The following is a 14,359-nucleotide window of genomic DNA, read 5'->3' on the forward strand; positions in this document are numbered from 1 at the left end:
GTTCGGATCATGATCGGTATCATCGGCATCGCGTTGATCTTCGTGATGGTTTTCGGCGGTTACCTCGCGGCCGGGGGAACGCTGGGCATCATCCTGAAATCCCTGCCCTTCGAATTCATGATCATCGGCGGGGCCGCGGTCGGGGCGTTCCTGATTGCAAACGACCGGTCCGCGATCATGCGCACACTGCGCGACATACGGAAGGTGTTTCGCGGTCCTGTCTGGCAGCCGTCGGATTACCGCGATCTCTTGTGCCTCTTGTTCGAACTGATCCGCCTTGCGCGCCAGAACGCGGTCGTTCTTGAGGAACACATCGAATCGCCCGAAACATCCGCGATCTTCGCGCGCTATCCGCGCATCACGGCGGATCATGAGGCGGTCGAACTCATCTGCGACACGCTTCGCTCCGCCTCGATGAACTACGACGATCCGCATCAGGTCGAGGAGGTTCTTCAGAAACGCATGGAGACGAACATGTCCCATGCCATGCATTCCAGCCATGCGCTGCAGACCGTTGCCGATGCGCTTCCTGCCCTTGGAATCGTCGCCGCTGTGCTGGGTGTCATCAAGACGATGGGCTCGATCGACCAACCGCCGGAAGTCCTGGGCAAGATGATCGGCGGTGCGCTGGTCGGGACATTTCTGGGCGTATTTCTGGCCTATGGCCTGGTCGGCCCCTTTGCGAACCGGCTGCGGAGCGTGACCGAGGAAGACGCGCATTTCTACCAGCTCATCCGCGAGGTTCTTGTGGCCAACCTCCATAACCACGCCACCAATATCTGCATCGAGGTGGGCCGTCAGAACACGCCGCACCACGTCCGCCCCAGTTTCGGCGACCTCGAAGATGCCCTGAAATCCGTGAAGCAGGAGGCTGCATGATGCGAAAATCCCTTACCCTCGCAACGCTTGCGCTCGCCAGTCCCGCGGTCGCGGAAGATGTGCGCGTTCTGTCGGGTGAACATGGGCGCTTTACGCGGCTTGCGATGGTGCTTGACGAAAGGACCGACTGGCAATTCGGGCGGGTCGATGGCGGGTATGAACTCCGGCTCGGGCGATCCGGCGTCAATTTCCTGACCGACCGGATTTATGACCGGATCGCGCGCCGGCGGATCTCGGACGTGGCGCTGAACGGCGAGGCCCTGCGCCTGACGCTCGGCTGTGACGAATGCCACCCCCATGTCTTCGAGGACCGGCCGGGGCTGATCGTCATAGATGTCCGGGACGGCGCCGCCCCCGACGATTCCCCGTTCGAGCAGGCGCTGATCGAGAATGTTCCGCAGCCCGCGGAGACGCCGGCGCGCAGGCCGGCTGCGCCGCAGCCGCGGCGGCCCGATGATCTGGCGCGCGACCTGTCGCTTTTCTGGCGGAATGACGCGCCCCCGGCCCCGCAAGCCGAACCGCAGCCGGAACCTGCACTGCCCGCAGAGGCGACGGAACGCGTTCAGGAAGCGCAGGATCTGCTTGTCCGAAAGCTGGCAGAAGCAGCCTCACAAGGCTTCGTTGAACTTGCTCCGGTGCTACCTGAACCCGACCCCGTGCCCGAGACGTCGGTTGAGGAGGCTCTTGCTCCGCCACAGGTCAGAATGCGGGCGCGTACTGCCCTTGATCGTGAAGTGCCTGCTATCATCCGTAACGTTGAATCTCCTCGCGATTGTCTATCAGATCAAGACCTTGATGTTTCAGCCTGGGGGAACACGGAGACAATTACTTCGGATCTCGCGCTCGCCCGCTCGGCCCATGTGGGGGAAGGAGGCTCCGCTGCTGAGACCCTTCAGCTTGCGCGTCTTTATTTGTACCTCGGGTTCGGCGCCGAGGCACAACAGATCCTCAGTGCAGCTCCGCGCACTCCGGAAGCGACCGCTCTGGCGGGCATCGCCGCAGTAATTGATGCACCTGTCTCCCGCACGCCTCCTGAAACGGCCGGCATGACCTCTTGCGATACATCCGCCGCCCTCTGGGCAGCTCTCGGAATACCGTCCTCCAGCCAGCCGGTTTCCCTGAATGGCACAGCAATTGCGCGCGCTTTTTCTGATCTGCCGCCCCATCTGCGCCGGCACCTTGGGTCACGTCTTGTCGATGCCCTCCTGCGCGCCGGGAATCCAGACGCTGCTGGCATGGTCCGAAATGCCATGGGCCGGACATCAGAACCAAGCAGCTCTGTCACGGGCATTGTCGACGCCCGCATTGCGCTTGCCAATGGGCATGGGGAAGCTGCCACGGCGCATTTGCTGACAGAGGGCGCAGAGGCCACGCCGGAAGGGCTCGCCCTCTTCCTTGAGGCGCGGCTACGTCACGGCGAGAGCATCGAACTCGCCCATGTCGAGGCTGCGGCTGCGTTCGCGACCGAACTGGGACAATCAGGGCTCGGTCCAAAGCTCTCAAAGCTTCATGCGCTGGGGCTTGCGGCCACGGGCGCCTTCGAAGCTGCGCTTTCGGCCTATCAGAAGACTGTGCCCAGCGCCAAATATGACGCGCAGTTGCTCGACTATCTCGTAGCGTCGGCGCCGGATTCTCTTTTCTTGGGCGCAGTTTATGAGCATCCGCAATTACTTGACACTGCAGCGACCCCGACGGGGCGGCAGGCCACTGCCGAACGTCTTCTTGGCCTCGGATTTCCAGAACTTGCACTCCGCGTATTGAACAACGCCCCGCAGCCGCTTTCGGGTGACCGCCTCCTCCTCGCCCGGGCGGCGCTCTTGTTGCGCAACCCTCAGGTGGCGCTTGCGCATCTCGCCGGGTTGTCAGGCGCGGAAGCCGCGATTCTCCGCGGAGAGGCACATGAAATGCTTGGCCAGCCGGAGGCGGCATCGGCTGCCTATCTTGAAGCGGATGCCAATGCAGATCTTGTGACACGACTCTGGCGTAACGGGTCAATTGAAGCGGCCACGGCTCTTTCAGAGGGCGCGCGCGGCGAGGCAATGCGAGCGCTGGAGGCGAGTTCAGGCAATGTTCCTTCTGGTGGAACAGCAGCATTCGAGGCTTCGCTGGCTGAAAGCCGCGCGCTCCTCGCAAACAGCCAGGAAGAACGCGCGATGCTCGAAGCTCTGCTCGCGTCCTTTGCATTGCCGGAGCAACAGCCACAATGAGATCGGACCCCAAGATGGGCGAAGCCGAAGATACTGGTCCCAGGCACCCCGCCAACGAAATGAGCTACCCCCCGAAAATCGGACAGTGACGGAGGCTACGATCTGACGTTTGCTGGTCTCCAAGAACGAGGAGATCCGAAATGCGGAAACGCAGAAGCCATGACGCGGGCTTTAAGGCGCGTGTTGCGCTGGAAGCATTGAAGGGCGAGCGCACTGTGTCGGAGCTGGCCGCCAAATACGGCGTGCATCCGACGATGATCCATCAGTGGAGCGAGCCATAGTCCGCCATTGGTTCAAGGACAATGGCGAGCGCGCTGCTCGACGGTGCGGCGGATATCTTCGAGCGCGGGGGCAGAAAGCCTGTTGCGGAGGTGGATGAGGAGACGGTCCGGTCACTGCATGCCAAGATCGGAGAACTGGCTGTCGCCAACGATTTTTTGTCACGAAAGCTCAAGCCGTGGACCGGCAAGTGATGAGGCGTTGGAACGCCATTGGTCCGAGAGACAATGCCGAACGGGATGATCGAGCGGGGCCATCCAGTATTGTCGATCGGGGCGCAGTGCCGCCTGCTGTCGATCTCGCGCTCGTCCTTCTATCATGAACCGGTCGCAGAGACGGAGCAGAACCTCGACCTGATGCAGCTCATCGACAAGCAGTTCCTCGACACCCCTTCTACGGGGTGCGGCAGATGACCTGGCACCTGCAGAACGAGGGGCACGGCGTGAACCAGAAGCGCATCCGGCGCCTTATGCGGCTCATGCACTTGATGCCGATCTACCAGAAGCCCAACACCAGCAAGCCGAGGAAGGGGCACAAGACCTACCCCTATCTGCCGGGCGGGCTGCAGGTCGATCGCCCCGGCTAGGTCTGGTGTGCCGACATCACCTACCTGCCGATGCGGCGCGGCTTCCTTTACCTCGTGGCGATCATGGACTGGTTCACCCGAAAGGTGCCGGCTTGGCGCATCTCAAATACGCTGGAATGAGACGTGTTCGCCACCGGTTCAAGAACAGGGTCGAATGACTTCTGCGTCGAGGCGTTGAATGAGGCCATCCACCGCTTCGGCGCGCCGGGGATCATGAATACGGACCAAGGTTCACAGTTCACGTCCTTTGCCTGGACGGACAGGCTGAAGCGCACTGGCACCCGGATCTCCATGGACGGCAAAGGCCGCTGCATCGACAATGTCTTCATCGAGCGCCTCTGGCGGTCCCTCAAGTATGAATGCGTCTACCTGCACGCTTGGGAAACGGGGTCGCAGGCCAAGGCTGCCATCGGCCAATGGATTGCCTTCTATAATCATCGGCGACCCCACACCGCCCATGGCGGGCAGCCGCCCGCCGTGGTCTACTTCAACACCATCGAAACCGATCAGCAGGTGCAGGCAGTAGCTTAAATCAGCCGGAAAACTGTCCAAGGATCGGGAAGTAGCTCAGAACGGCGCGCGGGTATCGGCGCTACGCCACAAAGATGATGATCACAACGACCCTGCGATGACGACCGAAAGGTTTGTGTCGACAGGACGTCGCCGAGCTTGAGGGGCGGCAACGGCATGCCGGCACGCGCGTCGCAATACTTTGTGAACAGCCCGCCGTCGTTTGCAGGTTCGAAGCCCTCGGCGCTCATTCACTGAGAGCATATGCACCGCCCGTAACCCTGCCAGAGCATCTGGTGACATTCCGACCGTGTTCCTCTGCTCCGCACAGTGGAGAGCGCAAGTCTCGCATTGCCGTCATCAGGCTGAAGTCGCGAGGCAACGCCGGAGGTCATCAAGGCGATCGCGCAAACGGAGGCTATGTCCGCGCCCTCTGTTGAACGCTCTCTGTTGCCGCATCGCCTGGGCATATTAACCCGGCGCGTGCAAGGTCCGGAACCTGCATCGCCCCCGACCCAAACTTGCGTCGGGGGCGGGGGACGGCCATATAGCCCCTCAAAGCTGGAGGCAGAAATGGCAGACAAGGAATTCCCGGGCTGGCACGGCACCACCATCATCGGTGTCCGCAAGGGGGGTGAGGTCGTCATTGCCGGGGACGGGCAGGTCAGCCTCGGCCAGACGGTCATCAAGGGGACGGCGCGCAAGGTGCGGCGCCTGTCGCCCGGCGGCACGGATGTCGTGGCGGGCTTTGCCGGATCGACGGCAGACGCATTCACCTTGCTGGAACGTCTGGAAACGAAGCTGGAAGCCGCGGGTGGCAAGCTGGCCCGTGCGGCCGTGGAACTTGCCAAGGACTGGCGGACCGACAAATACCTGCAAAAGCTGGAGGCGATGCTGATCGTCAGCGACGGCAAGGAACTGCTGGTGATCACCGGGGCGGGGGATGTGCTTGAACCCGAACAGGATGTTGCCGCGATCGGGTCGGGGGGGATGTATGCGCTTGCCGCAGCCCGCGCCCTGATGGACACCGATCTTGCCGCCGAGGAAATCGCGCGCAAGGCGATGACCATCGCCGCCGAAATCTGCGTCTACACCAACGGCAACCTGACCGTCGAAAGGATCGCCGGATGAGCACCCTTACCCCCCGCGAGATCGTCTCGGAACTCGACCGCTTCATCATCGGCCAGAAGGACGCCAAGCGCGCCGTGGCGGTCGCGCTGCGCAATCGCTGGCGCCGCAAGCAGCTGGGCGATGACCTGCGCGATGAGGTCTATCCCAAGAACATCCTGATGATCGGCCCCACCGGCGTCGGCAAGACCGAAATCTCGCGCCGGCTCGCCAAGCTTGCCCGCGCTCCCTTCATCAAGGTCGAGGCGACCAAGTTCACCGAAGTGGGCTATGTCGGACGCGATGTGGAACAGATCATCCGCGACCTTATGGATGCCGCCGTCGCGATGACCCGTGACGCGATGCGTGACGATGTCCGCGCCCGCGCCCATGCCGCTGCCGAAGATCGTGTGATCGAGGCCGTTGCGGGCAAGGACGCGCGCGAACAGACCAAGGAGATGTTCCGCAACAAGCTCAAGCGCGGCGAACTTGACGACACTGAAATCGAGATCGAGGTGGCCGACAGCGCAAGCCCTTTTCCGATGATGGAAATCCCGGGCACACCCGGCGCGGGGATGATGAACCTTGGCGACATCTTCGGAAAGGCCTTCGGGGGCCGCAAGGTGCGCCGCCGCATGACGGTGGCCGCAAGCTATGACATCCTTCTGGGCGAAGAGGCGGACAAGCTGCTGGACGACGAAACCGTCAACCGCACCGCGCTGGATGCCGTGCAGCAGAACGGGATCGTCTTCATCGACGAGATCGACAAGGTCTGCGCCCGGTCCGACAGCCGCAGCGGCGACGTGAGCCGCGAAGGTGTCCAGCGCGATCTGCTGCCGTTGATCGAGGGGACCACCGTCTCCACGAAATACGGGCCGGTCCGCACCGATCACATCCTTTTCATCGCATCGGGCGCGTTCCACATCGCCAAGCCGTCCGACCTGTTGCCCGAGTTGCAGGGACGGCTTCCGATCCGGGTCGAATTGCGCGCGCTGACCGAGGACGATTTCGTCCGCATCCTCACGGAAACGGACAATGCGCTGACGCGGCAATATACAGCCCTGATGGCGACCGAGGAGGTTGCCGTGCGCTTTACCGATGACGGTATCCACGCCCTTGCCCGCATCGCGGCCGAGGTCAACCAGGCGGTCGAGAATATCGGTGCACGACGGCTTTATACGGTGATGGAGCGGGTGTTCGAGGATCTGTCCTTCTCTGCCCCCGATCGAGGCGGCGAAGAGATCGTGGTGGACGCGGAGTTTGTGGAGGCGAACCTGGGCGAGCTGTCGCGCTCGACCGACCTCAGCCGCTACGTGCTCTGACCCTTCGATCCGGTATCAGGTCGCCCGGCGCAGATAGACATAGTACGCGCCGGAGCCGCCGTGTTTCAGATGCGCCTCGGCCACTTGCTGGACGACAGCGCCCAAGGGCGGCATCGACAGCCATTGCGGCACCTGGCGTTTCAGGACGCCGGGATGCCGGGGGATCGGCCCGTCATCCTCGCCGCGCCGCCCCTTGCCGGTGATGACCAGGACGAGCCTGTATCCCTTGTCCCGAGCCGAGAGGATGAACCGCAGAAGCTCCGGATGCGCCTCGGATACTGTCATCCCGTGAAGGTCGATCCGCGCCTCGGGCTTCAGCTTGCCGCGCGACATGCGCAAAAAGGCCTTGCGGTCCATGTTGAGCGGCGCGGATGCAAGCCTTTCCCCAATGCCGGGCGAGAGGTCGTGAGCGGGTCTGGCGGGCGGTGCATGCTGCCCGATCTTGAACGCGGGCAGGCGATCTGAGGGCTGCGCGATTGCAGCGATATCAGGCTTTTCGGGTTTCGCCCTCGGCTGCGGAAGGGCCGTCACGCCGCGCGGATGGAGGGGCAGGGCAGTCTCGGCCACGCGCTGCCACAGCTCGGCCTCTTCGGGACGCAGCCCCCTTGGCCGCCGGCGTGACATGGCTCAGCCGGCCAGCAAGATCATTCACCCGTCGCGACAAGCTGCCAGTTCGGGTTGTCGGAACCCATGACGCGCGCAAAGGTCCAGACATCCTTCTGGCGCTTGATCTCGTTCGGGTTGCCCTCGACGATCTCGCCGGCCTGATTGCGCACGACCGAGGTGAGCTCCCCTACGAAGCGCACGGTGATCTCTGCCTCGCGCGACGTGCGGTCAAAGGCCGCGGCAACCAGCGTGACCTCGCGCACGCCCACAAAGGTCGCCTGCACCGTCAGGCCTTCGCGTTCGCGCAGTTCCACGACCTCGGCCAGCGTGTCATAGACATCACGCGACAGGAACGGAAGGATCGACTCCAGATCGCCGTTTTCGAAGGCCATCAGGATCATCTCATACGCTCCGCGGGCCCCATGAAGGAAATCGCCCACGTGAAAGCCCGGCTCGGCCATCTTCATCGCCGACAGGGCATCGGCTGCCGTGCTGCCCTCGGCCACATGGTCGGTGATGTCGGCGTCCGGCCCGCCCTCGATCACGTCGAAGTTACGGCGCGCGGGCGCGTTCGGTTCAGGGGAGTCGCCCATCGGAAGCGGCGGCTTTTCGTACCCCTCACGGGTGCCGAGAACGCTTTTGAGGCGTAGGATCAGAAAAATGGCAATCCCGGCCAGAACAAGAAGTTGGATCACGGCAGAACTCATCTTGTGCCTCTCGCGGACGTCGGAGGGGTTGGTTTCATCGATGCTTGGGCCTTATGTAAGGCAGGGGTCGCCCCAAGTCCACCGCTGGCCCCGGACAAGGACGTGTGACATGTGGTTACTGGCAGCGATAATTGCGATTCCGCTGATCGAGATCGCGCTTTTCATCATGATCGGCGGCTGGCTGAGCCTTTGGCCGACGCTTGCGCTGGTGGTGGGCACGGCCGTGGCCGGAATCTCCGTCGTCCGTCTTCAGGGTCGGCTGGCGCTTCTGGATCTGCGCCGGGCCGTGGACGAGATGCGCGACCCTGCCGCGCCGCTCGCCCATGGGGCGCTGTTGCTGATGGCCGGGTTCCTTTTGCTGATGCCCGGCTTTCTGACAGACGCGATCGGCATTCTGCTGCTGATCCCCGCTTTCCGCACCTTCGTCATGCGGCAGGTCGCCACACGCGTGAAGGTCACGAGGGTCGAGACGCGCGGCTATGCACGCCCGGCCCGCGATCAGATCATCGAGGGCGAATATCATGACGCGGCCGATGAACCGGATCGCGGGGAAAAGCGGCCCACGCATCGCCCCTCGGGCTGGACCCGGCACTGACCCACCTGCTAGAGAGACGCAAATCCGCCTTTGCAGGAGAAAGAAATGACCGAGACAGAAAACGGCGCCGCAGCACCGCAGCCGGCGCAGGCCCCGCAGGTGAAGATGCAGGTGCTTGCGCAGTTCATCCGCGACATGTCGTTCGAGAACGTGCTGGCGCAGAAGGGCCTTCAGAATGCCGAGGTCTCGCCCGATATCCAGGTTCAGGTGAGCCTAGATGCGCGCAAGCGGACGGTCGAGAACCAGTACGAGGTCATCACCAAGTTCAAGGTCCATTCCCGCAACAAGGCGAACGAGAACGAGACCCTGTTCCATCTGGAACTGGAATATGCCGGGATCTTTCACATCTCGGGCGTGCCGGACGAACAGATGCATCCGTTCCTGCTGATCGAATGCCCGCGGATGCTGTTCCCCTTTGTCCGCCGCATCGTGAGCGACGTCACCCGTGATGGAGGCTTCCCGTCGCTGAACCTCGACACGGTGGATTTCCTCGCGCTCTACCGTCAGGAACTCGCGCGGCGTGCGGAACAGCAAAAGGCGCAGGCTGCGCCGGTTCCGAACTAGGTCCGGTTCCAGATCGCGTTTTCGCCCAGTGCCGCGACAAAGGCGGCATGGGCGCTTTGCTCGGCCTCGGTCAGCCTGGACGGCAAGGGCCGGGGGCGCGGGCGGGGCCGCCAGTTGTCGCCGGCCTGCGTCCTGCTTTCGGCGACGCTGGTGGCAAGCGCAAAGTCGGGCTGACGCCCGCCGATCAGTTCCAGATAGACCTCGGCCAGAATCTCGCTGTCGAGCAGCGCGCCGTGTTTTTCACGCGCCGAATTGTCGACCCCGAACCGCCGGCAAAGTGCATCCAGCGACGCGGGCGAACCCGGAAAGCGCCGGCGCGCGATGGCCAGCGTATCAACGGCCTGAGCGTCAGGCAGCCGGGGCAGGCCGGCCCAGCCCAGTTCGGCATTGAGGAATTTCATGTCGAAAGCCGCGTTGTGGATCACCAGCCGCGCGTTCCCCACGAATTCCAGAAACGCGGCCCCCACCTCGCGGAACACCGGTTTGTCCCGCAGAAAATCGTCGCCCAGCCCATGCACCGCAAAAGCCTCGGCCGGCATCGGCCGCTGGGGGTTTATGTACTGGTGATAAGTGCGCCCCGTGGGGACGTGATTGAAAAGCTCGACCGCGCCGATTTCCACGATCCGGTGCCCTTCCGAGGGCTCGAAGCCGGTTGTTTCGGTGTCCAGAACGATTTCGCGCATCTGTCGCCTTTCAGTTCGTCGTCAGGGTCTCCACAAGGGCTTGCACCGCGGCGCGCGCAGGTTCAAGGGCCGTCGTCTCGATCACATAGGTTGCGCGGGCACGTTTCTCTGCATCCGGCATCTGGCGGGACAGGATGGTGCGGAAATGATCCTCTGTCATGCCGGGGCGGGCGAGCACACGGGCGCGCTGCAGATCCGCCGGGGCGCTGACGACAAGGGTCGCGTCCATCCCCCGGTCTGCGCCGGTCTCGAACAGCAGCGGCACGTCCAGAACCACCAGACGCGACGTCGCCGCATCGATGAAGTTCTGCCTGTCCTCGGCAACAAGCGGGTGCACGATGGCCTCCAGCTGCGGCAGAACGCCCGCGTCGGCCGCGATCAATTCCCTGAGTGCGCCGCGATCGACCCGGCCATCGCGCACCGCCGCCGGCCATCGCGCCGCGATCAGCGGCACGGCCTTGCCTTCGTAAAGCCGGTGAACGGCCGCATCCGCATCCCAGACCGGCACGCCAAGGGCGCGGAACATCCCGGCGGTGGTCGATTTCCCCATCCCGACCGAGCCCGTAAGGCCAAGAAGGAACGGGCGGTTCATTACGCTCATTTCAGGACTGCGGCGCGTGTCGCCTCATCGACCTCGGGGCGGACGCCGAACCAGCGCTCAAAACAGGGCGCGCCCTGATGCAACAGCATCCCGAGCCCGTCCACGGTGCGGCAGCCCCGGGCCGCCGCTTCCTCGAGGAACGCGGTGCGGAGCGGGCTGTAGACAAGATCCGTCACAACGGCATTCGGCGAAAACGCATCATAGGGCAGGCGGAGATCGGGTTTGCCCGTCATCCCCAGTGCGGTCGAATTCACGATTGTCGCCGCGCCGTTCAGCATGTCCGCGGCCTGCACCCAGTCATGGACGACGACCTTGGCGCCGAATTCGGCCCGCATCGCCTCGGCCCGGGCACGGGTGCGGTTCGCGATCCGGATCTCGGGCGCACCGCCTTCCAGAAGCGAGGAGATAACCGCCCGCGCAGCCCCCCCGGCGCCGAACAAGGCGACCGGCCCCGCCTGAGGCTGCCAGTCCGGAACATGCTGCCGCAGGTTCGCGATAAAGCCGTAGCCATCGGTGTTGTCTGCGTGGATCTTGCCATCGGGGCGAAAGATCAACGCATTGGCCGCGCCGATCAGCGCCGCGCGATCCGTTACCACGTCCGCCAGTTGCAGCACGGTTTCCTTGTGCGGAATGGTGACGTTTGCGCCGACAAAACCCATCCGCGGCAAGGTCCGCAGCGCGTCGCGCAGATCGGCCTGCGAAACCTCCAGCGGCACGTAAAATCCCTTGATCCCGTAGGTTTCCAGCCAATGGCGATGAAGGGCAGGGGACCGGCTATGCGCGATGGGGGAACCGATCACCGCGGCCAGCCGTATCGTCTCGGTCGTCATGAAGGAATGTCTCCGCGGGTACTCAGGAAATTCAGCAGCTCGATCAGCGGCAGTCCCAGAATCGTGAAATAATCGCCCTGGATCGAGGCAAAAAGCCGGACGCCCTCTTCCTCCAGCTTGTAGGCACCGACGGCGTGCCGGATGCTGTCCCAGTTTCTGGACACATAGTCCTCCAGATAGCTGTCGGAAAAGCTGCGCATCGTCAGCCGCACCTGACCGACATGCCGCCATACCGGCCCTGCTCCATCGTATAGCACGGCCGCCGACAGAAGGCGGTGGGTCTTGCCACGAAGAAGGGCCAACTGTGCCCGGGCTGCATCAGGGTCTGCGGGCTTGGTCAGGATCTGGCCGCCGACCTCCAGAATCTGGTCGCAACCCAGGACCAGTGCGCCGGGGTTCGCAGCAGAGACCTTGCGCGCCTTGAATTCGGCCAGGGCATCGGCCACGTCCCGCGCGGGGGCGTCTTCGGCGCGCATCGCGTCCCGAACCGCCGTTTCATCCACCTTTGCCGGGAGGATACGCGGCGAAAGCCCGGCCTGACGCAGCAATTCGGCCCGTATCCCGGACGCAGAGGCAAGGATCAGATCGCGGTGCATGTGGAAAACCCTGTGGCGGAATCGGCAGATGAAGCGGCGGACGATCTGAGGACAAATCCGGATCGGGCCCGAACCTCACTGAACCACGGAAAAGATGTCAAGAAAGCGGGCACGTTATCCACCGTGGATTGTGGCCGGAGGGTGGCTGTGGATGAACCCGAAGGACGGCCTGACTGATGAGGATTATCCCCAAACCGAACTTCTACCCAAGGCGCACAAGACGATGAAATTTATACGTAATTCTAAAAATATCCGAAGATATCATATTCTCCCACAGACTTATCCACAGGCTGTTCTTCTTGTGGAGATCTGGCCGCGAGAGGCGTGAATTCGGGTTATCCATGGGCCTTACTACAACATCTACTCTTCTTTCTTATTCTTTCTTTGATAAAGAAGGCTTCGCTTGCTGAGAGGTTTCCATGTTCGACCTGCTTTCGCTCGTCTATCCTTGGACGAAGGCGTTCCACATCATCGCGGTCGTGGCGTGGATGGCGGGGCTTTTCTACCTGCCGAGGCTTTTCGTCTATCACGCGGAGCAGGTGACGGCCGGGACGGAAACGGACCTGTTGTTCCAGACGATGGAGCGCAAGCTGCTGCGTCTGATCATGAATCCCGCGATGATCGCCACCTGGATCTTCGGCCTGATGCTGGTGCTGACACCCGGCATCGTCTATTGGGGCGCGGTCTGGCCCTGGTCAAAGGGCGGCGCGGTCATTGCGATGACCTTGTTTCACCATTGGCTCGGACGCCGCCGCAAGGACTTTGCCGCAGGCCGGAACCGGCTGGACGGGCGGCGCTACCGGATGATGAATGAGGTCCCGACCCTTCTTCTGGTCGTCATCGTCCTGTCCGTGGTGATCAAGTTCTGACACTGCTTCTGTCGCTGTGGGTTTGACTCTGATCGCGTGGGGGTGTATTGGGCGATCTGACTGGGTCGTCCGATCCGTGGTCTTTTCCAATACATGTTCCATGCCGGTTGCCATCCGCGACCCGAGAGGCTTGTTTTTTTCATGACACAGGAATGCCTTACGCTCGCCTCGCTGAAGGCCAAGAGCCCCGCTGATCTTCTTGCCATGGCGGAAGAGCTGGAGATCGAGAACGCGTCGTCCATGCGCAAGGGCGAAATGATGTTCTCGATCCTCAAGGAGCGTGCCGAAGAGGGGTGGGAGGTTTCCGGCGACGGCGTGCTTGAGGTGCTGCAGGACGGTTTCGGCTTTCTCCGCTCGACCGAGGCGAACTATCTGCCGGGCCCGGACGATATCTATGTCTCTCCCGACATGATCCGCCAGTTCAGCCTGCGCACCGGCGACACGGTCGAAGGCGTGATGCAGGCACCGCGTGAAAACGAACGCTACTTTGCGCTGACGCGCGTCACGCGGATCAATTTCGACGAACCCGAACGGGCCCGGCACAAGGTGCATTTCGACAACCTGACGCCGCTTTATCCCGATGAACGGCTGCGGATGGAACTGGATGACCCGACGGTCAAGGATCGTTCCGGGCGCATCATCGACATCGTGGCGCCCATGGGCAAGGGGCAACGCGCGCTGATCGTGGCGCCACCCCGGACGGGTAAAACCGTTCTGCTTCAGAATATTGCAAGCTCGATCGCCCAGAACCACCCGGAATGCTACCTGATCGTCCTTCTGATCGACGAACGGCCGGAAGAGGTGACGGACATGCAGCGCAGCGTGAAGGGCGAGGTCGTATCCTCGACCTTTGACGAACCTGCGACCCGCCACGTCGCCGTGGCGGAAATGGTCATCGAAAAGGCAAAACGGCTGGTCGAGCACAAGCGCGACGTGGTCATCCTGCTCGACTCGATCACCCGCCTTGGCCGGGCCTTCAACACCGTCGTCCCGTCTTCGGGCAAGGTTCTGACCGGGGGTGTCGACGCGAACGCCTTGCAGCGGCCCAAGCGGTTCTTTGGCGCGGCGCGCAATATCGAAGAGGGCGGGTCGCTGACGATCATCGCGACCGCCCTGATCGACACCGGCAGCCGGATGGATGAGGTCATCTTCGAAGAGTTCAAGGGCACCGGCAACTCGGAGATCGTCCTCGACCGGAAGGTTGCCGACAAGCGTGTCTTCCCGGCGATGGATATCCTGAAGTCGGGGACGCGGAAGGAAGACCTGCTGGTCGACAAGGCCGATCTGCAAAAGACCTTCGTGTTGCGTCGGATCCTGAACCCGATGGGCACGACCGAGGCGATCGAGTTCCTGATTTCCAAGCTGAAACAGACCAAGTCGAACTCGGATTTCTTCGATTCGATGAACACCTGACAGGC

14 protein-coding genes and 1 pseudogene are annotated in these 14,359 nt (G+C 62.8%); 9 read left to right on the forward strand and 6 right to left on the reverse strand.

What is annotated here, in order from left to right; genetic code table 11:
- Positions 1 to 9 precede the first annotated feature (9 nt).
- The 5 genes and pseudogenes from motA (at position 10) to hslU (ending at position 6,890) form a co-directional block, all read left to right on the forward strand.
- Positions 10 to 879: a flagellar motor stator protein MotA gene (motA, locus tag ACFSGJ_RS15565; protein ID WP_390263790.1), complete on the forward strand. Its 870-nt coding sequence runs from the start codon at positions 10 to 12 to the stop codon at positions 877 to 879.
- A complete protein-coding gene (locus ACFSGJ_RS15570) occupies positions 876 to 3,086 on the forward strand; it encodes a hypothetical protein (protein WP_390263792.1) in 2,211 nt (736 codons plus the stop codon). Before motA ends, ACFSGJ_RS15570 begins: the two co-directional genes overlap by 4 nt.
- A gap of 140 nt (positions 3,087 to 3,226) precedes the next feature.
- Positions 3,227 to 4,482, forward strand: a pseudogene (locus tag ACFSGJ_RS15575) (IS3 family transposase).
- A gap of 552 nt (positions 4,483 to 5,034) precedes the next feature.
- Positions 5,035 to 5,592 carry an ATP-dependent protease subunit HslV gene (gene hslV / locus ACFSGJ_RS15580; protein ID WP_390263795.1) on the forward strand — a complete coding sequence of 186 codons (558 nt, stop codon included), beginning with the start codon at positions 5,035 to 5,037 and terminating at the stop codon, positions 5,590 to 5,592.
- Complete coding sequence (gene hslU, locus ACFSGJ_RS15585) at positions 5,589 to 6,890, forward strand: ATP-dependent protease ATPase subunit HslU (protein WP_390263798.1); 1,302 nt, start codon at positions 5,589 to 5,591, stop codon at positions 6,888 to 6,890. Before hslV ends, hslU begins: the two co-directional genes overlap by 4 nt.
- A 15-nt stretch (positions 6,891 to 6,905) precedes the next feature.
- Here hslU and ACFSGJ_RS15590 read toward each other — a convergent pair whose 3' ends face one another.
- Both ACFSGJ_RS15590 and ACFSGJ_RS15595 read right to left on the reverse strand, forming a co-directional pair.
- Complete coding sequence (locus ACFSGJ_RS15590) at positions 6,906 to 7,514, reverse strand: Smr/MutS family protein (RefSeq protein ID WP_390263799.1); 609 nt, start codon at positions 7,512 to 7,514, stop codon at positions 6,906 to 6,908.
- A 20-nt stretch (positions 7,515 to 7,534) separates the two neighbouring features.
- Positions 7,535 to 8,203 (reverse strand): Tim44/TimA family putative adaptor protein, encoded by a 669-nt coding sequence (locus ACFSGJ_RS15595; RefSeq protein WP_390263801.1) that lies wholly within the window; start codon positions 8,201 to 8,203, stop codon positions 7,535 to 7,537.
- Positions 8,204 to 8,312: 109 nt separating this feature from the next.
- Between ACFSGJ_RS15595 and ACFSGJ_RS15600 the strand changes: the two genes are divergently transcribed.
- On the forward strand, positions 8,313 to 8,798 hold the full coding sequence (locus tag ACFSGJ_RS15600; RefSeq protein ID WP_390263804.1) for an FxsA family protein: 486 nt from the start codon (positions 8,313 to 8,315) through the stop codon (positions 8,796 to 8,798).
- 45 nt (positions 8,799 to 8,843) lie between these two features.
- Positions 8,844 to 9,362 (forward strand): protein-export chaperone SecB, encoded by a 519-nt coding sequence (secB, locus tag ACFSGJ_RS15605; RefSeq protein ID WP_390263806.1) that lies wholly within the window; start codon positions 8,844 to 8,846, stop codon positions 9,360 to 9,362.
- Here the strand turns inward: secB and dnaQ are convergent.
- The 4 genes from dnaQ to ACFSGJ_RS15625 are packed head-to-tail and all read right to left on the reverse strand — an operon-like array spanning position 9,359 to position 12,072.
- The gene (dnaQ, locus tag ACFSGJ_RS15610) at positions 9,359 to 10,045 is read right to left on the reverse strand and encodes a DNA polymerase III subunit epsilon (RefSeq protein ID WP_390263808.1); all 687 of its coding nucleotides are present in this window, start codon (positions 10,043 to 10,045) and stop codon (positions 9,359 to 9,361) included. The two genes, secB and dnaQ, sit on opposite strands and share 4 nt — an antisense overlap.
- Before the next feature lie 10 nt (positions 10,046 to 10,055).
- Positions 10,056 to 10,637, reverse strand: coding sequence for a dephospho-CoA kinase (gene coaE / locus ACFSGJ_RS15615; RefSeq protein WP_390263811.1), 582 nt, complete (start codon positions 10,635 to 10,637; stop codon positions 10,056 to 10,058).
- A 5-nt stretch (positions 10,638 to 10,642) separates the two neighbouring features.
- Entirely contained in the window at positions 10,643 to 11,476 is an 834-nt protein-coding gene (locus ACFSGJ_RS15620) for a shikimate dehydrogenase (protein ID WP_390263813.1), read from the reverse strand.
- Positions 11,473 to 12,072 (reverse strand): Maf family protein, encoded by a 600-nt coding sequence (locus tag ACFSGJ_RS15625; RefSeq protein WP_390263816.1) that lies wholly within the window; start codon positions 12,070 to 12,072, stop codon positions 11,473 to 11,475. Before ACFSGJ_RS15625 ends, ACFSGJ_RS15620 begins: the two co-directional genes overlap by 4 nt.
- Before the next feature lie 419 nt (positions 12,073 to 12,491).
- On the opposite strand from ACFSGJ_RS15625, the gene hemJ reads away from it, so the two are divergent.
- Positions 12,492 to 12,941: a protoporphyrinogen oxidase HemJ gene (gene hemJ / locus ACFSGJ_RS15630; protein WP_390263819.1), complete on the forward strand. Its 450-nt coding sequence runs from the start codon at positions 12,492 to 12,494 to the stop codon at positions 12,939 to 12,941.
- 141 nt (positions 12,942 to 13,082) lie between these two features.
- Positions 13,083 to 14,354 (forward strand): transcription termination factor Rho, encoded by a 1,272-nt coding sequence (gene rho, locus ACFSGJ_RS15635; RefSeq protein WP_390263822.1) that lies wholly within the window; start codon positions 13,083 to 13,085, stop codon positions 14,352 to 14,354.
- Positions 14,355 to 14,359: the final 5 nt, after the last annotated feature.

This window comes from Halodurantibacterium flavum, from assembly GCF_042681825.1.
In the GTDB taxonomy this organism is placed as follows: Bacteria; Pseudomonadota; Alphaproteobacteria; order Rhodobacterales; family Rhodobacteraceae; genus Halodurantibacterium; species Halodurantibacterium flavum.

What these genes read in the sequence shown, in the direction of transcription:
- motA (WP_390263790.1), top strand. Translation starts at nt 10, where the DNA reads ATGATCGGTATCATCGGCATCGCGTTGATCTTCGTGATGGTTTTCGGC.
- ACFSGJ_RS15570 (WP_390263792.1), top strand. Translation starts at nt 876, where the DNA reads ATGATGCGAAAATCCCTTACCCTCGCAACGCTTGCGCTCGCCAGTCCC.
- hslV (WP_390263795.1), top strand. Translation starts at nt 5,035, where the DNA reads ATGGCAGACAAGGAATTCCCGGGCTGGCACGGCACCACCATCATCGGT.
- hslU (WP_390263798.1), top strand. Translation starts at nt 5,589, where the DNA reads ATGAGCACCCTTACCCCCCGCGAGATCGTCTCGGAACTCGACCGCTTC.
- ACFSGJ_RS15590 (WP_390263799.1), bottom strand. Translation starts at nt 7,514, where the DNA reads ATGTCACGCCGGCGGCCAAGGGGGCTGCGTCCCGAAGAGGCCGAGCTG.
- ACFSGJ_RS15595 (WP_390263801.1), bottom strand. Translation starts at nt 8,203, where the DNA reads ATGAGTTCTGCCGTGATCCAACTTCTTGTTCTGGCCGGGATTGCCATT.
- ACFSGJ_RS15600 (WP_390263804.1), top strand. Translation starts at nt 8,313, where the DNA reads ATGTGGTTACTGGCAGCGATAATTGCGATTCCGCTGATCGAGATCGCG.
- secB (WP_390263806.1), top strand. Translation starts at nt 8,844, where the DNA reads ATGACCGAGACAGAAAACGGCGCCGCAGCACCGCAGCCGGCGCAGGCC.
- dnaQ (WP_390263808.1), bottom strand. Translation starts at nt 10,045, where the DNA reads ATGCGCGAAATCGTTCTGGACACCGAAACAACCGGCTTCGAGCCCTCG.
- coaE (WP_390263811.1), bottom strand. Translation starts at nt 10,637, where the DNA reads ATGAACCGCCCGTTCCTTCTTGGCCTTACGGGCTCGGTCGGGATGGGG.
- ACFSGJ_RS15620 (WP_390263813.1), bottom strand. Translation starts at nt 11,476, where the DNA reads ATGACGACCGAGACGATACGGCTGGCCGCGGTGATCGGTTCCCCCATC.
- ACFSGJ_RS15625 (WP_390263816.1), bottom strand. Translation starts at nt 12,072, where the DNA reads ATGCACCGCGATCTGATCCTTGCCTCTGCGTCCGGGATACGGGCCGAA.
- hemJ (WP_390263819.1), top strand. Translation starts at nt 12,492, where the DNA reads ATGTTCGACCTGCTTTCGCTCGTCTATCCTTGGACGAAGGCGTTCCAC.
- rho (WP_390263822.1), top strand. Translation starts at nt 13,083, where the DNA reads ATGACACAGGAATGCCTTACGCTCGCCTCGCTGAAGGCCAAGAGCCCC.